The following is a 21,274-nucleotide window of genomic DNA, read 5'->3' as shown; positions in this document are numbered from 1 at the left end:
CCTAGACCGGCCGCACTTCGCGAGCCGTCTTGATGGCCTCGACAAGCTTCGCAGGCTCCGTGACCAGCGGCGAGCAGAGCGGACCGACGCAGACATAGGCGGTCGGCTTTCCATCGACCGCCGTCTTTCCGTGGGCTGGCGAGCTCTCCGGCAGCGCGGCATCCTCGCCGACGGTTTGCACCACCGCACCTGGCAGAGAGACCGCCCGCAGCGCATCGCGAAAGCCACTTGCGCTCCCGGGCTCCGGCTCCACAAGGACAACATGCGCCGGCGCCATCGCATCGATCGTGGCCGTCAGAAGACCGGCATGGGCGACGGCGTTCTGGGCGGCGGCGCCGGAGAAGAAATTCAGGATCGCTTCCGCCCGCTCCCGGTAACGCTCCTCGCCGGTCCACAGATAGAGCGCCATGAGGTTTCCGATCATTGTCGGGTTGGCGTTCGGCGTCGCGTCGTCATGGGCGTTGAGCGGGCGCACGATCAGATCGGTCGTATCGTCTGCGGCGAAATAGTAACCGGCCATCTCGTCGGCCCAGTAGTGGCGGTCAAGCACATCGACCCACCCTCTCGCCCGGTCGAGATACTCGGTCTCGCCCGTCACTGACGCCAGCGCCAGAGCGGCGCCGATCATATTGGCGTAGTCGGTCGCCGCTGCCGGGGCCTTCGCCTTGCCGTCCCGATAGGCGTGCAGCAGACGCCCGTCGATCTCCATCTTCTCGCACACGAAATGAAAGGCTCGCTTGGCCGCATCGATCCAAGCATCCTTCCCGAACGCCTCTCCAGCCCGCGCTAGGCTCGCGATCATCAGTCCGTTCCAATCGGCGAGCACCTTATCGTCGAAGCCGGGCCGTACCCGCTCGGAGCGTTTGGCGAAGAGCTTTGCGCGTATCTCGGCGAGCTTCGCTTCCACGTCTCCTTCCATGGGCTCGATGGCGTCGAGGCGATTGAGGATCGATTTGCCCTCCCAGTTTCCGCCGACGCGGACATCGTACACGCCGCAAAACAGCACCGCCTCTTCCAGCTCCAGCGCCTCTTCGATTTCGTCCTTGGTCCAGACGTAGAACCTGCCCTCCTCGCCTTCGCTGTCCGCATCAAGCGAGGCGGCGAAACCGCCCCCGTCGACGGTCATCTCGCGCTGCAGCCAGCCGATCGTCTCGGCGATCCGCGCGGCATAGAGCGGCGACTTCGTTTCGCGCCAGGCTTCCGTCATGAGGTCGAGCAGGAGCGCGTTGTCGTACAGCATCTTTTCGAAATGCGGCACGAGCCATTTGTCGTCGACCGTGTAGCGAGCGAAGCCGCCGCCGAGATGATCGTAGATCCCGCCTTGCGCAATATGGTCGAGGGTAAGCCGGACGGCGGCGAGGGACTGGTCGTTGCCGTAGCGGAGACCCGTCCGCCAGAGGAATGAGAAGAACGAGACCTGCGGAAATTTCGGCGCGCCCTGCAACCCGCCATTCTCCGGATCCACCGCCTGCGCGAACCGGCTGGATAGGTCCTCCAGCAGCGGTTCGTTCGGCGCGCCCGCCTTCTGGGGCGCGGTCGGCTGCAGACGCTGTTTGAGGGCGTCGGCATTCTGCCGGATCTTATCGGGCTCCTCCGAATAGATGCGGGCGATTTCCTTCAGCACATGGGTGAAGCCGGGCCGGCCGAAACGCGGCTCCTTCGGAAAGTACGTTCCGCCCCAGAATGGCTCGCCGTCGGGTGTGAGGAACATCGTGAGTGGCCAGCCCCCCTGCTCGCCGAGCTGATGCAGCGCTGTCATGTAGACCGTATCGACGTCCGGCCGCTCCTCGCGGTCGACCTTGATGTTGACGAAGAGCTGGTTCATGACCGCGGCGACCTGGTCGTCCTCGAAGCTCTCATGGGCCATGACGTGGCACCAATGGCAGGCCGCGTAGCCGACCGACAGGAGGATGGGTTTGCCCGTCTCCTTGGCGTGAGTCAGCGCGTCGTCGCCCCACGGCCACCAGTGGACAGGATTGTCCTGATGCTGCAGCAGATACGGGCTGGTTTCCGCGCCAAGGCGGTTATGGGGTGTAGCGTCTGTCATGATGCTCCTGTCGTGAATGGATTGAGGACAGGGTAACCTCTGCCGCGCTTCAGTTGGGCTCTCGCGACGAAAATGAATTGCCGCTTCGAATGAAGACCACCGACACCATCATCGCCCTCGCCAGCGGCCAGGGCCGTTCGGCGATCGCCTTGCTGCGGATCTCCGGACCTGCCACCGGCGACGTGGTGACCGCGCTCTCGGGCGGCCTTCCCGAGCCGCGATACGCCGCCTTGAGGAGACTGACAGACCCCGCCACCGGTTCCTTGCTAGACCGCGGTTTGGTCCTCTGGTTTCCTGCGCCTGCGAGTTTCACCGGCGAAGATATGGCAGAGCTCCAAATCCATGGCGGGAGGGCGGTAACGGCGAACGTGGTTAATGCTTCGTTAACGTGGCCCGGTGTGCGGCTGGCGGAGCCTGGTGAGTTCGCGTCCCGTGCCTTCGAGAATGGCAAGCTCGATCTCAGCGCTGTGGAGGGATTGGCCGATCTCATCAACGCGGAAACGGCCGCCCAGGCGAAGCAAGCGCTGACCCAAGCGGAAGGGTCCCTGCGGACGCACGCGTCTGATTGGCGAATGCGTCTCCTCCGCGCTCAGGCCCTCGCCGAGGCGAGCATCGATTTTTCTGACGAGGACGATGTGGCGGGCGATGCGATGGCCCAGGCAAAGGGCGAGGCAGCCGCCCTTCTCGAGGAGCTGACAGGCGAGCTTCAGAAGCGTTCGGGGGAGCGCCTTCGTGACGGCTTCCGTATCGTCATTGCCGGACCGCCCAACGCTGGGAAGTCGAGCCTTCTGAATGCCATTGCCGCGAGGGACGTCGCCATCGTATCGGCCGAGGCGGGCACGACGCGGGATCTGGTGGAGGTCCATCTGGATCTCGACGGTTTGCCTGTGATCCTCACCGACACGGCCGGCCTTCGAGAAGGGGGTGGAGAGATCGAATCTGAAGGTATGCGGCGGGCCCGGTCCCGCGCTGCCGAGGCCGATCTGGTGATCTGGCTCATCGACGCCACCGACCCGCAGCCCGACCCGCCGAGCGATTTGGAAGCCCTCTCCCCCCTTCCCGTCCTGAACAAGATCGATCAGGCAGACGGCCCGGGTGGTTCGGATGCGATTGCTATCTCTGCCAAGTCCGGTACCGGCTTGGAGAGGCTACTGGACGTGTTGAAGGACCGCGCCGGTGAGGGTCTCGAAGCGGCCGGCGAGCCGCCGGCCATCACCCGCGCCCGCCACCGTACCGAGATCGAGGCCGCGGCGTCCGCCCTGGGGAGATTCATCGAGGAGGACTCTGCCGCGGAACTCGCTGCGGAAGAGCTTCGCGTTGCGGGGCGTCATATTGGCCGGCTCACGGGCTATATCGATGTTGAAGAGATCCTCGGCGCCATCTTCGGTGAGTTCTGCATCGGAAAATGATTCACGTGAAACAATCCGTGCAGACCGGTCCCGAATGATTCACGTGAAACATCGCCTCAGCTGGACGCCGGCGCCTTTTCCCGAAGCCGCTTCTCGATCTCAACCGCCTTCAGGGTTTCGATGCGCGCCGCGACCCACCATTCGTTTCCGAACGGATCTTTGAAACCGCCGCGACGGTCCCCGTCCCCGGCTTCCATCGGCGGTGCGATCTGCTCCGCCCCGTGGGCATAGGCGGTCGCGAACGTGCCCTCCAGATCGGCCACGTAGACATGCAACATGGTGTGACGCGCCGGGTCCTGCTCCGTTGCGCCGCCGACCATCACCCCCGAATTCCCGATGCGGACTTCGGCATGCATCACCGTCCCGTCCGGGCGATGGATGCGCATGGCCTCCGTCCCCCCGAAGACCGTGCGAATGAAGTTGATGAGGCGATCCGGATCGCTCACCACGAGATAGGGTTGAAGCACGGGTGTCCCCGGCGGCAGCGTATGTTTCACCATTCAGCGTTCCCCTTCCGACCGAAGCCTCCAGCTTAGCAACGGTCAGGCGAATGGCGCCTGCGAAAATTGCCGCAAACCCCGGCTGCAAACGGCGGCTGATTGTATCGGGTGCCGCAACGCGCTATCTCCTGCGCTAGATCCCTTGAGACAGACGAGATGGCGTTCGACCCATGATCCGGGACGACCAGCGAATGGACGAGAAGAGCAGCTTCGACGTCGTCGTTATCGGCGGCGGCCATGCCGGCTGTGAAGCCGCGGCCGCTGCCGCGCGCATGGGCGCGCATACCGCGCTGCTGACCCATAAGCACTCGACCATCGGAGAGATGTCCTGCAATCCTGCCATCGGCGGTTTGGGCAAGGGGCATTTGGTCCGTGAGATCGATGCGCTTGACGGCCTCATGGGCCGCGTCGCCGACAAGGCGGGCATCCAGTTCCGGCTCCTCAATCGGAGTAAGGGCGCCGCCGTGCAGGGCCCCCGTGCCCAGGCCGACCGCAGGCTCTATCGCGAGGCCATGCAGGCTGCGATCGCGGAGACGCAGAATCTCGAAGTGATCGAGGGCGCCGTCGATGACGTGATCGTCCAGGATGGCCGCATCGCCGGCGTCATCACCGAAGACGGTCGGACCTTCCGAGCGAAGGCCGTGGTCCTGACCACGGGCACCTTCCTGCGCGGGCTGATCCATATCGGCGAACAGAAGATCCCCGCCGGCCGTATGGGCGAGGCCCCTGCCCTCGGTCTGTCCGAGCGGCTCTACGGGCTCGGTCTTCAGATGGGCCGCCTGAAGACCGGCACTCCGCCCCGTCTCGACAGGGATACGATCGATTGGTCGAGGCTCGATGTTCAGGCAGGAGACGAGCCGCCCGTTCCATTCTCATTCCTGACCCAGTCCATCCAGACGCCCCAGACCGTTTGCCACATCACCTACACCACCGAAGAGACCCACAAGGTCATCGCCGCGAACCTAGATCGCTCCGCCGTCTATTCCGGTGATATCGAGAGCGTCGGACCGCGCTACTGTCCGTCCATTGAGGACAAGATCGTCCGCTTCAAAGACCGGGCCGCGCACCAGATCTTCCTCGAGCCCGAAGGTCTCGACGACGACACGATCTATCCGAATGGCATCTCGACGTCGCTTCCGGAGGAGGTGCAGCACGCCTTCCTGAGGACGATCCCGGGGCTCGAGAATGTTCACGTGAAACGGCCCGGCTACGCCATTGAGTACGACTATGTCGATCCGCGGGAGCTGCGCGCCAGTCTCGAAGTGAAGGCCGCGCCGGGTCTCTTCCTGGCCGGGCAGATCAACGGCACGACCGGATACGAGGAGGCGGGCGCGCAAGGCCTCGTCGCCGGCATCAACGCGGCGCTGACGGCGCGCGGACAGACCGAGCCCTTCATCGTCACCCGCGCCGACGGCTATCTCGGGGTGATGATCGACGACCTGGTGACCCGGGGTGTCAGCGAGCCCTATCGTATGTTCACCTCCCGCGCCGAATACCGCCTGGCCCTTCGCGCCGACAACGCCGATCAGCGCCTCACACCGATGGGCATCCGCATCGGCTGCGTCGGAGAAGAACGCGCCGCCGCGTTTGAGCAGAAGCGCATGGCGCTGACCGACGGCGAAGCTCTTCTGAAGTCCCTCGTCATCAGCCCAAGCGCGGCGACGAAGGCGGGACTGAAGCTCAATCAGGATGGCAAGAAGCGGAGCGCCTTTGATCTTCTGTCTTATCCGGACATCTCGTTCCGCGACCTCACCGCGCTTTGGCCGGAGCTGAATAGCCTCGATCAGACGATTGCCGAGCAGCTGGCCACTGACGCCCGGTATGCCGTCTATCTCGCTCGCCAGGAAGACGACATCGCCGCCTTCCGCAAGGATGAGGCTATCGCGATCCCGCCGGACTTCATGTACGAGACCATCAGCGGTCTCTCCAACGAACTGCGCGAGAAGCTGCAGAAACGCCGGCCGGAAAGCCTCGGACAGGCGGCGCGGCTCGACGGAATGACGCCCGCCGCGCTGATGCTGATCCTGGCCCATGTAAAGCGCCAGGCGAAGGCAGCGAAAAGCGCGCCCGCCGAAGCGAAATCCGCGTGAGCGAAGACATCTCTGCGGCTTCGGAATCCACAGCCGCTGTGGACGGTCCCGATGCCTTCGCGAAAGCCTTTGATGTTTCACGTGAAACTATCCACAGGCTGGAGCGCTATCTGGAGCTCCTCCACGAGTGGCAGAGCTGGACGAATCTCGTCGCAAAATCGACGCTTCCCGACGTCTGGACGCGGCATTTCGCCGACTCTGCCCAGTTAACTTCGCTTGCGCCGCAAGCCCGACTCTGGCTGGATTTGGGCTCTGGGGCGGGCTTCCCCGGACTCGTGGTGGCGATCCTGAAATCAGACGAGCCGGACTTCCAAATGCATCTGATCGAGAGCAATCAGCGGAAATGCCGCTTTCTTCAAGAAGTCGCCGATGCGACCGAGGCCCCTGTGGAGATCCATCCCGTGCGGATTGAAAATTTCCGCAGAAGCAGCCTATCTGAAGCACCCCAGGTCATCTCCGCCCGCGCGCTCGCGCCCCTGCCCAAATTGCTCGGGCTCGCTGAGCCGCTCTTCGGAGACGATACACGAGGGCTGTTCCTGAAAGGCCGGGATGCCGGCAAGGAAATTGAAGACGCAAAGGCCGAGTGGCGTTTCGAAAGCGAAACCCATCCGAGCCTCACATCCAAGGAGTCGAGCATCGTGGACGTGTCCGGTCTTCGAGCCATTAACCGGAAGGCGGCCCGCCGATGATCGGCTTTCCCAAATTCGGCGGCGGCGGAAACGGATCCGCACCGCGCACCCGCGTTCTGGCCCTCGCCAATCAGAAGGGCGGCGTCGGCAAGACGACGACGGCCATCAATCTTGGCACTGCCCTCGCCGCGGTCGGCGAACGCGTTCTCATCATCGACCTCGACCCTCAGGGCAATGCGTCCACGGGCGTCGGCGCCGAGGACCGCACCGTATCCACTTTCGAAGTCATGAGCGGGACCGGCACCCTGAAGGATGCGCGCTTCCAGACGACCGTTCCCGGACTGACAATCTCCCCGGCCACGATCGATCTGATGGCATTCGAACGCGAGACGGGCATGGCGAGCGGACGGCATTATCGTCTGCGCGACGCAATCGCGGCCATGACCGCCGCCGAGGATCCGGAGGAGCGCACCACCTATGTGCTGATCGACTGCCGCCGAGCTTGAACCTTCTCACGGTGAATGCGCTTGCCGCGGCAGACGCTGTGCTCGTGCCGCTCCAGTGCGAGTTCTTCGCTCTCGAAGGTCTGGCCCAGCTCCTGAGCACGGTGGAGGAGATCCGCGGGCGCCTGAACCCGAAGCTCCACATCCATGGCGTGGTGCTCACCATGTACGACCAGCGCACCGCACTCTCCGACCAAGTGGTCGACGACGTCCGCCGGGTGCTCGGCGACAAGGTCTATTCGACGGTCATTCCGCGCAATGTTCGGGTCGCGGAATCGCCCTCTCACGGTAAGCCGGTGCTGCTCTATGATTACCGCTGCGCCGGCAGCCAGCCTATATCAAGCTCGCCTCCGAGGTGATCGAGCGTGAGCGGCGGATGCGGGCGGCATGAGACGGCGGCAAGTGAAGTCAGTTGCGGCGTAGAGGATCGCCCCGGAAGAAGGTTCTCGGGGCAAGCGGAGGAGACGCCGGTTCGGCGGCAAGAAGATCATGACAGCGAGCACTCAGAAGAAGCGGCTGGGCCGGGGCCTGACCTCCCTGCTGGGCGACGGCGTCGAGGCCGATTTCACCAAGATCGAAGATCAGCGCATGCTGCCGCTCTCTTCTCTGAAGGCGAGCAAGTTTAACCCCCGCCGTCATTTCGACGACGAGCATCTCGCCGAGCTCACGGATTCGATCCGCGAGCGCGGCCTCGTGCAGCCGCTCATCGTGCGTCCGAAGGAAGGCAGCGACAGCTACGAGATCGTGGCGGGCGAGCGGCGCTGGCGCGCGGCACAGAAGGCGAACTTGCATGAGGTGCCGGTCGTCATTCGGTCGCTGACCGATCAGGAATCGGTCGAGCTTGCCATCATCGAGAACGTCCAGCGCGAGGACCTCAACGCCATCGAGGAGGCGGAGGGCTACCGCTCCCTCATGGACGGCCACGGCTATACCCAGGAGGATCTCTCGCGGGTCATCGGCAAGAGCCGCAGCCACCTCGCCAATACCCTGCGCCTGCTGAAGCTGCCGGAAGCCGTCCGCCGCTATGTCGCCAACGGCGACCTCTCCGCCGGCCACGCCCGCGCGCTCATCGGCCGCCCCGATGCGGAGCTGCTTGCCGCCCGGGTCGTGAAGGAAGGGCTGTCGGTCCGCCAGACCGAAGCGATGGTCCAGAATGCCGGCCAGTCTAAAGGCGGCTCAGGCAAAGCCGCAAAGGCGAAAGACCCCGACACCCGGGCCGCCGAAGAAGAGCTGAAGGAAGTTCTCGGCCTCAAGGTGGAGCTTAGGCCCGGCAAGGGCGAGAAGGGCGAGCTTCGCATCCGCTACGCCACCCTCGAGCAGCTGGAAGACGTACGATCGCGCCTTCTCCGATAGCTAAGTCGTTGATTTAAAACAATAAAGTCACTATCGCGCACGTAGCGCGAGGACCAGCCTCTCCGCGTGGGCCTGTTCCAGCGGTGGCGAAAGGCGTGCCTTCATCACCGCTTCCTGGATCCGCGGCAGCGCCGCCTGGAGCCGCTGCGCCCCCCAGCGGCGGCTATCTCGCACGAAAGCGTCCCGGCGCTTGAAATGTATGGGGGGCCGAATTTTCCGGAGCGCCGACTCGGCGGAGCCGCTGGACGATTCCGCAGCGGCGACCATGTGCAGCTTTGTGAAATGCCGTCCAAGCGCGGCCAGCGCCACCTGGGGCGGCGTCCCTGCCCCGGCCAGCCTGGAAAGCTGGCGGATGGCACCGCGGGAATCGCCCGCGCTCACGAGATAGACGAAATTCTCCACGGCCACTTCGGCGCTGTCGCCGACCACCGCGTCGATATCGTCGGGTCCGATCCGGTCCTTACCGCGAGCGTAGAGAATGAGCTTGTCGATCTCCGAGCGCGACAGAGCCTGATCGGCGCCGAGCCGGTCCATCAGGTAGCTGCGGGTCTCCCGATCGATATTGAGCTTGGCGGCCGACAATTCCTCATCGATCAGGGCGCCGAGATTTCTCTCTTCCGCATAACAGGGAAGCGCGGCGGCGTGCGGCAACTTCTCGAACAGCTTGCGAATCGCGGAGTCGGGACGAAGGTTGCCGGCTTCGATGATGAGCGCCGCTTCCGGGGGTTCGGCGAGAGCGGCCTTCAACTCGTCCGGATTGAGCCGCGCGCCGGCTGCCACGCGCACGACCTTCCGGTCGGAGAACATGGGCATTGTCCCGAGCTCGACCGAAAGACGTCCGTCCATCTCGGCGAAGTCGCGATCGTCCAGACGGATAACCTCCGCCTCGACGGCCCCATGTGCGAAATGCTTCTGCAGCGTTGCGGCCCGCTCCGAAACCAGCCCGGTGTCCGGTCCATAGACGAGCACTGCCCTGCAGGAAGGATCGGGCGATTTGAGAAACCGGGAAACGCCGGAAGATTTGACGGCGACCATGAAATGCGCCCCGGACTTCGGGATCAGGTCGAGGTGGCGAGATAAGCCGCGATCTGGGTGCGGATACTCTCCGCCACCGTGTTGGCGGCCCGGTCCTCGGCATTGTACTGGGCCCGGACGTGGAGAACGTCTTGTCGTAACGGTCGTAGGCGGCCCGCCCGATGGCGCTGCCGCGATGCATGACCTGATTGTCGGCGATGTTGATGAGCTCGTAGGAGGCCTGCAAGGTCACCACCTCACCCGTCGCATCGCCGCTCCGGAGCACCATCTCCTTGGTCACATTCTGACGGAGCACGATGTTGAGCTTGTACCGGCTCGGCGCCTTGTATCCGCCGCCCGTCGTATCGAAGATGAGCTCGTTGCGCACATGCTGCCCGACGCGGCCCGGAATCGGCGAGATCTCCACCGCCGCCATCATCGCTTTGGTGGATTCGCCGCTGGCGGAGGTGCCGTAGAGCGGGCGAACTCCGCCGCAGGCGCTCAAGGCGAGCCCGGCCCCGGCCAGCAAGGCAAGCGTCAGCGCCGTCCGGCCCAAAGCGCGAATGGACCGGCCGCGGATTTCGCGGGATGTATGGCGGTTACGCCACGACATTGACGATCCTCTGCGGCACGACAACGATCTTCTTGATTTCCCTGCCCCCGATGGCGCGCGCAACATTTTCCAGTTTAAGCGCTGCTGCCTCAATATCTTCTTTTGAGGCGTCTCGTGCAATCGTCAATTCGTCTCGCCTCTTGCCGTTGACCTGCACCGCGATGGTCACCTGGTCGTCGACGACCAGCGCCGGATCGGGCGACGGCCAGGATTCTTCGGTCAAAAGCCCGTGATGGCCGAGCATGGCCCAGCATTCTTCCGCAAGATGCGGCACCATTGGGGCAGCCAGTCGCGCGAGTGTCCTCGTTGCCTCGCCGAGCGCGAAATGCATCCCGGCATCAAGCGACTTGCCGGCCTTGTTCAAGGCGGCGGAGAGGGCGTTCGACAGCTCGTAGATCTGAGCCACCGCGGAATTGAAGCGGAGATTCTCGATCGAGGCTGTCACCGCCGCAATCGTCTTATGGGTCGTGCGCCGCAGCTCCGCCGCCGTCTCGCTGATGTCTTTCGGTACGTCGGACGGCGCATCGCCCAGGGCCGCCACCTCGCCGGTCATCCGCCATACGCGCTGCAGGAAGCGATAGCTGCCCTCGACGCCGGATTCCGTCCACTGGATGTCCCGCTCCGGCGGCGTGTCGGACAGCATGAACCAGCGGGCGGTATCGGCACCGTACTGGCCGACGATCTCCTCCGGACCAACCGTGTTCTTCTTGGATTTCGACATCTTCTCCAGGGCGCCGATGGCGATTTCCTCGCCGGTCTCGGCGTGGACCGCCTTGCGGTCGCCCTCGCTGTCCTCGATGCGCACCAAGCCGGGCTCGACCCACTGGCCGTCCTTCGTCCGGTAGGTTTCGTGGGTCACCATGCCTTGGGTGAACAGCCCGGCGAACGGCTCGTCGAGCCCCACATGTCCGGTGCGGTGCATGGCCCGGGTGAAGAAGCGGGCGTAGAGCAGATGCAGGATCGCGTGCTCGATGCCCCCGATATACTGGTCGACCGGCAGCCATTCGTCGGCCACCTCGGGCACGGTCGGCGTTTCCGCCCGCGGCGCGGTGAAGCGGGCGAAGTACCACGACGAATCCACGAACGTATCCATGGTGTCCGTCTCGCGCCGTGCATCGCCGCCGCAGGAGGGGCAGGTCACGATCTTCCAGCTCGGATGATGATCGAGCGGGTTGCCGGGCTTGTCGAACGAGACGTCGTTGGGCAGCTCCACCGGCAGAGTGTCCTTCGGCACCGGAACAATCCCGCACGTCTCGCAATGGATCATCGGTATCGGGCAGCCCCAATAGCGCTGCCGCGAAATGCCCCAGTCGCGTAGGCGGAACTGGATCTTGCGTTCGCCCTGTTGGATGTTGCGCACCGTCTGCTGCTCCAGCCGATCGCTCATCGCGGCTTTGGCGGCCGGCACATCCATCCCGTTCAGGAAGTCGGAATTGATCATGGTGCCGTCGCCCGTATAGGCCTCGTCGCCGATGGCGAAACTCCCCTCGTCCTCATTCGGCGGCAGCACAACGGGCGTGACCGGCAAGTCATATTTCCGGGCGAATTCTAGGTCGCGCTGGTCGTGGGCCGGACAGCCGAAGATCGCGCCGGTGCCGTATTCCGAGAGAATGAAGTTGGCGATGTAGACGGGCAGGGTGGCACCCTCGATCACCGGATGCGCCACGCGCACGCCCGTGTCGTAACCCTGCTTCTCCAAGGTCTCCAGCTCCGCCGCGCTCGTGCCGTGGCGCTGGCATTCGGCGATGAAGTCGGCCGCCGTCTTGTCGGCCTGGCCGACCGCGCTCGCGAGCGGATGGTCCGCGGCGATGGCGAGGAAGCTTGCCCCGAACAGCGTATCGGGCCGGGTGGTGAAGACCTGGATCGTGGGTACGTTTTCGGGCGCCGTTTCGGCGATCGTTTCGAACAGCACCAGCATGCCCTCGGACCGGCCGATCCAGTTCGACTGCATGAGCCGCACCTTCTCCGGCCAGCGCTCCAGGGACTCCAGCCCTTCAAGCAGCTCGTCGGCGAATTCGGTAATCTTGAAGAACCACTGGGCCAGCTCGCGCTGCTCGACCGGTGCGCCGGAGCGCCAGCCCTTGCCGTCGATCACCTGCTCGTTGGCGAGCACCGTCTGATCCACCGGATCCCAGTTCACCTTGCGCGTCTTCCGCTCCACCAGCCCGGCTTCGAGCAGATCGACAAACAGGCTCTGCTGCTGGGCGTAGTATTCGACGTCGCAGGTGGCGAGCTCGCGGGACCAGTCGATGGAGAACCCCATCAGCTTGAGCTGATCGCGCATGGTCGCGATATTGTCGTAGGTCCATTCGCCTGGATGGATGCCGCGTTCGATGGCCGCGTTCTCCGCCGGCATTCCGAACGCGTCCCAGCCCATGGGATGGAGCACGTTGTGGCCACGGGCGCGCATGAACCGAGCCACCACGTCGCCCATCGTGTAGTTGCGCGTATGGCCGATATGGATGCGCCCCGACGGATAGGGGAACATCTCCAGGACGTAATATTTCGGCCGCGGGTCCGCCTCATCGGCAGCAAAAACCGCAGATTCGTCCCACTTTTCCTGCCAATAGCGCTCCCGCGCCGCCGCGTCGTAACGCTCCGCTGCCATGCTATTTCTGTCCGTCGATCAGCATTGAGATTTGCCGGGCAATCGACCCTAAATGAGCCGGGCGGTCAAGCTGCGGCATCGCTCCGCGATAAGCGGAGTAGGTGTCTGGCCAATCTTCAGCCGTCATCCCGGCGGAAGCCGGGATCCAGTAGCCCTGCCTCCACCTATCAACCTTCTCTGTCGTCATTGCCGGGCTTGACCCGGCAATCCAGAGCTGCTTGCTCCATGCCAGACGCCCTGGAGCCCGGTTCGAGACCGGGCATGACGCCGAGTAGAACGAGACATGTCTTCCGCCTCATCGACACAGAGCACCATCGCCAGCCGCCTGGCTGAAGTCCGGGGCGACATCGCCACCGCTGCGAAGACGTGTGGCCGCGAACCGGAAAGCGTGAAGCTTATCGCGGTCTCAAAGACCCATCCGGCCGAAGCGGTCGAGGAAGCGATCGCCGCTGGCCAGCGCATCTTCGGCGAGAACCGCGTCCAGGAAGCGCAAGGCAAGTTCCCCGAACTCAAAGAGTGCCACCCAGACATCGAGCTCCACATCATCGGGCCGCTGCAATCTAATAAGGTGAAGGACGCCGTCGCCATCGCCGACTGCATCCAGAGCGTCGACCGGGAGAAGATCGCGAGGCACATTGCCAAGGAGATGGAGGAGCAGGGGCGGACCCCGAAGCTTCTCGTCCAGGTGAACACCGGGGAGGAGCCGCAGAAGGCGGGCATTCCGCCGGCCGAGGTGGCCGACTTCGTGAAGATGTGCCGCGACGAGCTGGGCCTGGAGATCGCCGGCCTGATGTGCATCCCGCCCCTGGATGAGGAGCCGGCATTGCACTTCGCCCTTCTCGACAAGCTCGCCAAGACCCTCGACCTGCCCGAGCTCAGCATGGGGATGAGCGGCGATTACGAGAAGGCCGTGCAGTTCGGCGCCACGTACGTACGCGTCGGCACCGCCATCTTCGGCGCCCGCGAGTACCCTTGATGACTGAGACTAGCCGCGGACTTCGATCCGGGTCCCCGGCCCGACTTCGCGGAGCAGCGCCAGAAAGTCACGTTTCGAAAGAGCGATACAACCCTCGGTAGGTGTGTATTCCGGCCGCGCGAGATGGATGAAGACCGCGCTGCCCCTGCCGCGCACCCGGGGACAGTCGTTGTAACCCATGACCAGAACCAGATCGTAGAGATGGTCCTCGCGTTTCAACGTCTCGGCGCTGCGGGGGCTGGGAAGAGCGATCATGCGATTGTAGTTCCGGTCGTCGGAGTCGTCGCTCCAGCCGTCGCTTGCCCGGATTGCATGAACGGGAATGAGGGTACGGGGCCGCATCACCCGGTCGTCGCGATAGAGCAGCTGGCGAAGCGGGAACACGCCGAGTGGGGTGAGGCCGTCGCCCTCCCGCTTCAATACGCCCAGACCTGATCCACCGAGCGCGCAAGGTCGTACACCGTTCGACAGATGAACCAGCCCCTTCGATTGCTCCCCAGGCGCGCGCGTCACCAGGATTCGCTTTTGAACCATTTGATTATCTGACCCCTAGTATCCCCAGTAAGGCGGTCCGCCGCGCTTGTTCCCGCGGTCCGCTCCGCTTACAACTCACAGGATACGTCAACGAAAACCGCAGAATCACATGAGCAATGCGCGCAGAATTCTGATCATCGACGATGACGAAGGCATGCGCGACTCGTTGAGCGAGCAATTCGCCCTCCACGACGAGTTCGAAAGCCTTCTCGCCGAGACCGCCACCGAAGGTCTCAAGCGCGCCAAGGAGGAGCATGTCGACCTGGTGCTTCTCGATGTCAATCTTCCCGATCTCGATGGCCGCGAGACCTGCAAGCTGCTGCGCCGCGGTGGCTTCAAGGGTCCCATCGTCATGCTGACGGGGCAGACCTCGGATGCCGACACGATCCTCGGCCTCGATGCCGGCGCCAACGATTACGTGACGAAGCCCTTCAAGCTCGCTGTGCTTCTGGCCCGCATCCGCGCCCAGCTCCGCCAGCACGAGCAGAGCGAGGATGCCGTCTTCACCATCGGCCCCTATAGCTTCAAGCCTGCCGCCAAGCTTCTCGTCGACGAGGGCGGCGACAAGATTAGGCTGACCGAGAAAGAAACCTCGATCCTGAAATATCTCTATCGTGCCGGTGAGCGGGTCGTCACACGAGATGTCCTGCTGCATGAGGTCTGGGGCTACAACGCAGGTGTCACCACCCATACCCTGGAGACCCATATCTATCGCCTGCGCCGCAAAATCGAGAAGGACCCGGCCCAGAGCGAGATCCTGGTGACGGAGACCGGCGGCTATAAGCTGGTGCCTTAGATGGCGCTGGCGATCGGCTTCCTCCTCTTCCCGGATGTACAGCAGCTCGACCTCACCGGGCCTTACGAGGTGTTTGCCTCCTTGCCCGGTGCTGAGCTCTATCTCGTCGCGAAGGATCCCTCCCCGGTCCGCACAGCCACCGGCCTCGTCCTCCAGCCGACCGTTTCGATGTCCGACAGTCCGCAGCTCGATATCGTCTGCGTGCCCGGCGGTCGCGGCGTGAATGCGCTCCTGACCGACGAACAGACTCTCGCCTTTTTGCGCGGCCAGGCGGACGGCGCGCGCTACGTCACTTCGGTCTGCACTGGGGCGCTCGTTCTCGGCGCCGCGGGATTGCTCGAGGGGAAACGGGCCACCACCCATTGGAACGCTCTCGATCTCCTGAGCGATTACGGCGCGGAGCCCGTGAATGCGCGCTACGTGATCGATGGCAATCTGGCGACCGGCGGCGGCGTCACGGCGGGGATCGATTTCGGCCTGGCGTTGGCGGAAGAGATCGCCGGCCGTGAAACAGCCGAAGCCATCCAGCTTCAGCTCGAATACGCGCCGGCCCCGCCCTTCGATTCGGGATCTCCGGAAACGGCGTCAAAGCCGGTGGTGGAGAAGGTCAAGCAGCAGACCGCCGCCATCCGCTCAGAACGAGAGGCCTTAGCAAAGGAATATGCTGAGCGCCGGTAGCCAATGAGATCGCCGATCTGCCGGGGCGCGCTCAGTCGATCGCGAAATCCGTGATCACCGGCACATGGTCCGACGGCTTCTCCCAATCGCGCGCCTCGCTCGCCACGGTCATCCCATGGGCGGCATCGCCCAGCGCAGGTGTTGTCCACACGTGGTCAAGCCGGCGCCCGCGATTGGATTTCCGCCAGTCCCGGTTGCGATAGCTCCACCAGGTGAACAGCTTCTCTTCCGGCGGAACGTGACGGCGCATCACGTCCACCCACTCGTGGGCGGCCAGCACCCGGTTCAGCCGATCCACCTCGGGCGGCGTATGGCTGACCACCTTCAGAAGCTGCTTGTGCGACCAGACATCGGTCTCAAGTGGCGCGACGTTCAGATCGCCCACCAGGATCATGCGGTTCCGGTCGCGGTTGCCCAGCCCTGAGAACCAGCTCTCCATCGCCTCGAGATAGTCCAGCTTGTGTTTGAACTTCTCGTTCACCGCCGGATCCGGGATATCGCCGCCCGCCGGCACATAGAGGTTATGCACCTCGACCGGCGAAGGTCCCGCCGGTCCGTCCAGCTTCACCGACAGGTGGCGCGCATGACCCCGGCCGCAGACATCGCGCATGTCGCCGGGGCTGAACGGGATCTTCGAGAGAATGGCCACGCCGTTATAGCCCTTCTGCCCACACACCGCGATGTGAGGAAAGCCCAGTGCCTCGATGGCCGCGCGCGGGAACTGCTCCTCCACGCATTTGATTTCCTGCAGGCACAGAATATCCGGAGCATAGGCGCGGTTAAGCCGCTCGATCAGGTCGAGCCGCAGCCGCACAGAATTGATGTTCCAGGTGGCGAGGCGAAACTGCATGATGAAGACGCTCCGGCGGGAAAGGCCCGACGTCTCTAGACCGGCGCAGCGGGTGCTGCCAACCCGAAGCCTATAATTCTGTGGATGATGTTGGGGAAAGCCGGTGGACTAAAACGCGCGAAAGCTCTTCAGCGCGCGCGAAACCAGCTGATTGCTATCGAATTCGCCAGCCGCGGCCAAGGCCATGATCTTTTCGCCCAGCAGAGAACGAAGATCGCCATCGGTCGCTTCGTCGGCAGTGAAGCCCGCTGCGCTCAGCTCCAGCCATGCAGCGTCGAAGGCCTGCTGAACGAGGTCGAGCTTGTCGGAGTCGAAAGCCTCCGAATAAGAAGCATCGTAAATGCTTCCGTCGGGGGGGAACGTGGAAGCCATTGCTCTTACCTGGTTGCGGCGCCGTGTTGGGCAAATCGCAGAGACGGGGGAACGGCAACCGCTGCCCCAAACCTTAACAGGTTGGGGCTCCTGAGTCTGCAAACCATTTGCGACACCCTGGCGCCCAGCAAAAGCAGGTGCGATATCTCTCGAGCCCGAAGCTGCAACGGCTTGTGAATGCACTTGAGTTTCGAGCGCCGGAGGGCAGTCAAATCCAGCACGGCGTCACCCAGGGCCGCCGGGCGGCACGCCACGACGAACACATCCACATCCAGCGCTGATTGGAAATTCGGCTTTGAAGGGTCCCCAAAAGGAAAGCGCCCGGCCGCTGCGCATGGCCGGGCGCTAGAAGCGCTTACTCAGCGCACGCACCGGGAGGGACGCCGGTGCGAGCGACCACATCTTCGGCTAGACGGGGGGGCACTACCGATTTGACGACGTGGTCGCTTCTTCGGCAGAAATAATGGGCGTTGCGCCGTTTTTCAACGCGTACCTTAGAAAAACTTTAACGTGGCGTTAAAGTGATCGAAGAAATTCAATAACAGTCTGATTCCTCAACAGAAAATTCAGCCTGTTTTCTTCAAGCTTCCGCCTGGCGCTCCCAATATCCCTAGCGATATGGGTTGAAGGGCTGCTGCTTGGACTTGAAGAAGTCCGCCGCCACCTTCCGGCCCGGCGCGAGATCGTCGAGCGTAACCTGGGTGGTCAGACCTTGGGCGTCGGTGATCACCCACTCCGAGAGCTGAAACTCCGGAGCGGTTTCGAAAACCAGCTTGATCGCGCCGCCTGTGCCGCCCTTCCGGTCCTGCAGCTGAATTGCGACCTCGTCCTTGCCACGCGAGACGCCGAGCACGTTTGCGTCGCGCCCTAGATTCACGTCGTCCGCCAGCAGAAGCCGGAACGGCGTAGACTTGAGCGGATATTTCTCGATCGTCTTGAGATCGGAATCCTCGATGGCGAGGAACGCGCCGTCGGAGACGATCTTCAGCGGGCTCGGCGGCGCATAATCGAAGCGCAGCTTGCCTGGCCGCTTCACGTAGAAGCGGCCCGTGGCGACCTTGTTGTCGGAATCGATCTGCCGGAACGTACCCTGCAGGCTGTCCATCTCGTTGAAGTACTGGTTGACGCGCGCGATCGCCTGCTCGCGCTCCGCGCCGATCAGGGGACGGGGACCCGATTCCTCGACGGCAGCTTCCCAGCCGGCGCCGGCATCGGCTTCGGCATTGTCGATCTCGCCCGCAGGCGCTTCAGCTTCGACGGGCGGTGGCGGCGGAGCTTTGTCGGGTTCGATGGGCGGAATGTCCTGCGCGGGGCGCAGCGCGTTTGCGCCGCCTTCGCCGGAGGCCTCGCCCTCGGCGGGAACTGTCCCCGTCGCCGTGGCGCGCGGCTTTTTCGGCGCGGATTTCGGCACCACGGTGGTGCCCTGATCCTGCGCCAGCGCGGAAGCGCCGGGAAGCGCAAGGCATAGGGTCGCGGCGAGGCTGGCGGACAGCCAGCGGTATCGGCGGTTCATTAAGGATCCCCTCAGGCCCGTGCCGGGAACTCACACGGTCAATCGATAAATGATTCCGCCAAAAAGGGTCAACTTCGAGGCGAGGGGCGCGGCAAAAAACCTTTCAAGCCGCCCCACGCCGATCAATAGGGCGCTTCGGCCTCGTCTCCCACCAGAATCTCGCGCTTGCCGGAGCTGTTGGCCTCGCTGATGACGCCTTCCTCCTCCATGCGTTCGATCAGGGTTGCGGCCTTGTTATAGCCGATGCCCAGTCGCCGCTGGACATAGGAGGTCGAGGCCTTCTTGTCCCGCAGCACCACGTCGACGGCCTTGTCGTAGAGCTCGTCGCCGGAATTCGAGTTGCCGGGCCCGCTGCCGCCGCTGCTTCCGGCGCCGTCACCGTCCTCGTCCTCATCGGCATCGCTGTCGTCGGTTACCGCATCGAGATAGGCCGGCACGCCCTGCTTCTTGAGATAGCGAACGACCTTTTCGACCTCGTCGTCGGTGACGAAGGGTCCGTGCACACGCATCACGCGGCCGCCGCCCGCCATGTAGAGCATGTCGCCCTGGCCGAGCAGCTGCTCCGCGCCCTGCTCGCCGAGGATGGTGCGGCTGTCGATCTTCGAGGTGACCTGGAAGCTGATCCGGGTCGGGAAGTTCGCCTTGATGGTGCCCGTGATGACGTCGACGCTCGGCCGCTGGGTCGCGGTGATGAGGTGAATGCCCGCCGCACGCGCCATCTGCGCCAGGCGCTGCACGGCCGCCTCGATATCCTTACCCGCGACCATCATCAGGTCGGCCATCTCGTCGACGATCACGACGATATAGGGCATCGGATCGTAGTCCATCTCCTCTTGCTCGTAGATGGCCTGGCCGGTCTCGCGGTCGAAGCCGGTCTGCACCGTGCGGGTCAGTACCTCGCCCTTGGCTTCCGCCTGCAGCACCCGCTTGTTGTAGCCTTTGATGTCACGGACGCCGAGCTTGGACATGCGCTTGTAGCGCTCCTCCATCTCCTTCACCGTCCATTTCAGGGCGACCACCGCCTTCTTCGGATCGGTCACGACCGGCGCCAGAAGATGCGGAATCCCGTCATAGACGGAGAGCTCGAGCATCTTCGGATCGATCATGATGAATTTGCACTGGTCCGGCGACAGCCGGTAGAGCAGGGACAGGATCATCGTGTTGACGCCGACGGACTTGCCCGAGCCGGTCGTGCCCGCGATCAGAAGATGCGGCATGCGGGCGAGGTCCACGACCACCGATTCGCCGCCGATATTCTTGCCGAGGCCGAGCGCGAGCTTGGCGTCGGTTTCCTGGAAATCCTTGCTCTCCATGAGCTCGCGCAGGAAGACCGTCTCCCGGGTCTCGTTGGGAAGCTCGATGCCGATGGCGTTCCGTCCGGGGACGACCGCGACGCGGGCCGCGATCGCGCTCATTGAGCGGGCGATATCCTCCGCCAGGCCGATGACCCGCGACGACTTCGTGCCGGGCGCGGGCTCCAGTTCGTAAAGGGTGACCACCGGGCCGGGCCGCACATTCACGATCTCGCCCTTCACGCCGAAATCCGCCAGCACGCCTTCCAGCATGGCGGCGTTCTCCTGCAGCTCCTCGTCGGACAGGTCGTTGGAGGCGGCCGAACGGGGCCGCTGCTGCAGAAGCTTCAGGGCCGGCGGCGTATAGGGCGTGTCCATGGAAGGGAACCGCTTGGCGATCCGCCGTTTCGGCTCCTCCTCCTTGCGATGGGTGATCTGGACGCCGGTAACGTCGTCGCTGCCGTCATCGTCCATGTCCTCGTCGTCGTAGCCGCGCTCCTCGACATAAGGCGGCTCTTCATCTTCGTCCTCGTCTTCTTCGTAGGCCGGCTCCGTGTAGGCACCGGCGCCCATGAGGTCGAAGGTGGGCTCGATCCGGCCGTCGGGATCGCCCGGCGCCTTGGGCAGGGGCGGCGCACGGCGGGCTTTGGCCGCGAGGATGTCTACGGGCTTCTCGTCGTCCTCATCGACTTCGTCATAGTGAAGAGAAGCGTCTCTCTGAAGGGCGTTCCGCGTGCCGCGCGGCGCCTCTTCCCATTCCGGCTCTTCATCCTCCTCCTCGTCCTCATCCCATTCGGGTTCTTTGGGCGTAAGGGCGCGCTTCACCTTCGCCGAGGTGTGCATGGTAGCGTGCAGCGCCGCACCCAGCGAAGCATTGGCCCATTCGCCGGTCCGGCTGGCGGTCGGCCCCCAGAGGGCGATCAGGTTGGAGAGCTTGGTGCCGCAGGCGAACAGCAGCAGCCACGTGCCGAAGATCAGGAAGCCGAGCCCGGCCACGAAGGAGATCGCGGCGCCCGGCAGAAACGGTCCGATGATGCCCGCTGCGGCGACCAGCACCTCGCCGATGATGCCGCCGAGCCCGCTCGGCAGAGGCCAGCTCTTTGGTTGTGGCAGGGCGGAGAATGCGCCGGCAAGCAGCACGACGGAGACAGGCCAGGCCAGAAGCCGCGAGCGGCGGCGATTCGGCACGGTCCCGAAGATCAGATGCCAGCCCCAGGCGGCGAGCGGCAGGAACAGCAGGATCGATGCGAGACCGACCGACTGGAAGGTGATGTCCGCCAGCCCCGCGCCCCAATGGCCGAGCACGTTGTTCGGCGTGGTGCGCGTCGCGTTGTTGAGGCTTGGATCGGTGACCGACCAGGTGGCCAGGCTGGCCCAGGCCCCGCAGGCCAGGACCAGGATCCCGAGCCCGTATCCGCTCATCAAGAGTTGGCGCAAACCCGACTGGACCGCGCCGGGCAAAAGCCGGCGTTCCGCCTTACGACCCCGTACTGCCAT

Annotated in this window: 17 protein-coding genes and 1 pseudogene; 9 read left to right on the top strand and 9 right to left on the bottom strand. The window is 64.1% G+C overall.

The genetic code is table 11. The features are described from left to right. Nucleotide 1: 1 nt before the first annotated feature. Nucleotides 2-2,047, bottom strand: a complete 2,046-nt coding sequence (locus tag A7A08_RS05730) for a thioredoxin domain-containing protein (protein WP_069094541.1) — start codon at nucleotides 2,045-2,047, stop codon at nucleotides 2-4. An 89-nt stretch (nucleotides 2,048-2,136) separates the two neighbouring features. On the opposite strand from A7A08_RS05730, the gene mnmE reads away from it, so the two are divergent. Then, nucleotides 2,137-3,456, top strand: coding sequence for a tRNA uridine-5-carboxymethylaminomethyl(34) synthesis GTPase MnmE (mnmE, locus tag A7A08_RS05725; RefSeq protein ID WP_083226490.1), 1,320 nt, complete (start codon nucleotides 2,137-2,139; stop codon nucleotides 3,454-3,456). A 56-nt stretch (nucleotides 3,457-3,512) separates the two neighbouring features. Here mnmE and A7A08_RS05720 read toward each other — a convergent pair whose 3' ends face one another. Next, nucleotides 3,513-3,956: a VOC family protein gene (locus A7A08_RS05720; RefSeq protein ID WP_069094539.1), complete on the bottom strand. Its 444-nt coding sequence runs from the start codon at nucleotides 3,954-3,956 to the stop codon at nucleotides 3,513-3,515. 170 nt (nucleotides 3,957-4,126) lie between these two features. Here A7A08_RS05720 and mnmG point away from each other — a divergent pair, with 170 nt between their 5' ends. The 4 genes and pseudogenes from mnmG to A7A08_RS05700 all read left to right on the top strand — a co-directional run bounded on the left by mnmG (nucleotide 4,127) and on the right by A7A08_RS05700 (nucleotide 8,531). Continuing rightward, nucleotides 4,127-6,046 carry a tRNA uridine-5-carboxymethylaminomethyl(34) synthesis enzyme MnmG gene (gene mnmG, locus A7A08_RS05715; RefSeq protein ID WP_245290826.1) on the top strand — a complete coding sequence of 640 codons (1,920 nt, stop codon included), beginning with the start codon at nucleotides 4,127-4,129 and terminating at the stop codon, nucleotides 6,044-6,046. Continuing rightward, the gene (gene rsmG / locus A7A08_RS05710; RefSeq protein WP_245290825.1) at nucleotides 6,043-6,735 is read left to right on the top strand and encodes a 16S rRNA (guanine(527)-N(7))-methyltransferase RsmG; all 693 of its coding nucleotides are present in this window, start codon (nucleotides 6,043-6,045) and stop codon (nucleotides 6,733-6,735) included. Before mnmG ends, rsmG begins: the two co-directional genes overlap by 4 nt. Beyond that, nucleotides 6,732-7,569: pseudogene (locus tag A7A08_RS05705) on the top strand (ParA family protein). Before rsmG ends, A7A08_RS05705 begins: the two are co-directional and overlap by 4 nt. Nucleotides 7,570-7,667: 98 nt before the next feature. Then, nucleotides 7,668-8,531 carry a ParB/RepB/Spo0J family partition protein gene (locus A7A08_RS05700; RefSeq protein ID WP_069094538.1) on the top strand — a complete coding sequence of 288 codons (864 nt, stop codon included), beginning with the start codon at nucleotides 7,668-7,670 and terminating at the stop codon, nucleotides 8,529-8,531. Between the two features lie 30 nt (nucleotides 8,532-8,561). On the opposite strand, the gene holA is transcribed toward A7A08_RS05700, so the two are convergent. Next, a complete protein-coding gene (gene holA, locus A7A08_RS05695; protein ID WP_069094537.1) occupies nucleotides 8,562-9,566 on the bottom strand; it encodes a DNA polymerase III subunit delta in 1,005 nt (334 codons plus the stop codon). Nucleotides 9,567-9,862: 296 nt separating this feature from the next. Here holA and A7A08_RS16170 point away from each other — a divergent pair, with 296 nt between their 5' ends. After that, the gene (locus A7A08_RS16170) at nucleotides 9,863-10,021 is read left to right on the top strand and encodes a hypothetical protein (RefSeq protein ID WP_169822930.1); all 159 of its coding nucleotides are present in this window, start codon (nucleotides 9,863-9,865) and stop codon (nucleotides 10,019-10,021) included. A 123-nt stretch (nucleotides 10,022-10,144) separates the two neighbouring features. On the opposite strand, the gene leuS is transcribed toward A7A08_RS16170, so the two are convergent. Next, nucleotides 10,145-12,766, bottom strand: a complete 2,622-nt coding sequence (gene leuS, locus A7A08_RS05690) for a leucine--tRNA ligase (RefSeq protein WP_069094536.1) — start codon at nucleotides 12,764-12,766, stop codon at nucleotides 10,145-10,147. A gap of 283 nt (nucleotides 12,767-13,049) precedes the next feature. Between leuS and A7A08_RS05680 the strand changes: the two genes are divergently transcribed. Beyond that, the gene (locus A7A08_RS05680; protein ID WP_069094534.1) at nucleotides 13,050-13,742 is read left to right on the top strand and encodes a YggS family pyridoxal phosphate-dependent enzyme; all 693 of its coding nucleotides are present in this window, start codon (nucleotides 13,050-13,052) and stop codon (nucleotides 13,740-13,742) included. A gap of 9 nt (nucleotides 13,743-13,751) precedes the next feature. On the opposite strand, the gene A7A08_RS05675 is transcribed toward A7A08_RS05680, so the two are convergent. Further along, nucleotides 13,752-14,276, bottom strand: a complete 525-nt coding sequence (locus A7A08_RS05675; protein ID WP_083226489.1) for a L,D-transpeptidase family protein — start codon at nucleotides 14,274-14,276, stop codon at nucleotides 13,752-13,754. A 109-nt stretch (nucleotides 14,277-14,385) separates the two neighbouring features. Here A7A08_RS05675 and A7A08_RS05670 point away from each other — a divergent pair, with 109 nt between their 5' ends. Then, nucleotides 14,386-15,072 (top strand): response regulator transcription factor, encoded by a 687-nt coding sequence (locus A7A08_RS05670; RefSeq protein ID WP_069094533.1) that lies wholly within the window; start codon nucleotides 14,386-14,388, stop codon nucleotides 15,070-15,072. Next, nucleotides 15,073-15,750: a DJ-1/PfpI family protein gene (locus tag A7A08_RS05665; protein WP_069094532.1), complete on the top strand. Its 678-nt coding sequence runs from the start codon at nucleotides 15,073-15,075 to the stop codon at nucleotides 15,748-15,750. It abuts the gene before it with no gap. 31 nt (nucleotides 15,751-15,781) lie between these two features. On the opposite strand, the gene A7A08_RS05660 is transcribed toward A7A08_RS05665, so the two are convergent. From A7A08_RS05660 to A7A08_RS05640, 4 genes are all read right to left on the bottom strand, one after another. Continuing rightward, nucleotides 15,782-16,600, bottom strand: coding sequence for an exodeoxyribonuclease III (locus A7A08_RS05660; RefSeq protein ID WP_069094531.1), 819 nt, complete (start codon nucleotides 16,598-16,600; stop codon nucleotides 15,782-15,784). Nucleotides 16,601-16,708: 108 nt separating this feature from the next. Continuing rightward, nucleotides 16,709-17,155, bottom strand: coding sequence for a hypothetical protein (locus A7A08_RS16455; RefSeq protein ID WP_141693856.1), 447 nt, complete (start codon nucleotides 17,153-17,155; stop codon nucleotides 16,709-16,711). Nucleotides 17,156-17,582: 427 nt separating this feature from the next. Next, a complete protein-coding gene (locus A7A08_RS05645) occupies nucleotides 17,583-18,485 on the bottom strand; it encodes a LolA family protein (protein WP_069094528.1) in 903 nt (300 codons plus the stop codon). A gap of 122 nt (nucleotides 18,486-18,607) precedes the next feature. Beyond that, entirely contained in the window at nucleotides 18,608-21,274 is a 2,667-nt protein-coding gene (locus tag A7A08_RS05640; RefSeq protein ID WP_069094527.1) for a DNA translocase FtsK, read from the bottom strand.

The organism is Methyloligella halotolerans, assembly GCF_001708935.1.
In the GTDB taxonomy this organism is placed as follows: domain Bacteria; phylum Pseudomonadota; class Alphaproteobacteria; order Rhizobiales; family Methyloligellaceae; genus Methyloligella; species Methyloligella halotolerans.
Note: the sequence above shows the minus strand (reverse complement) of the source record. Positions and strands in the feature narration are given on the sequence as shown.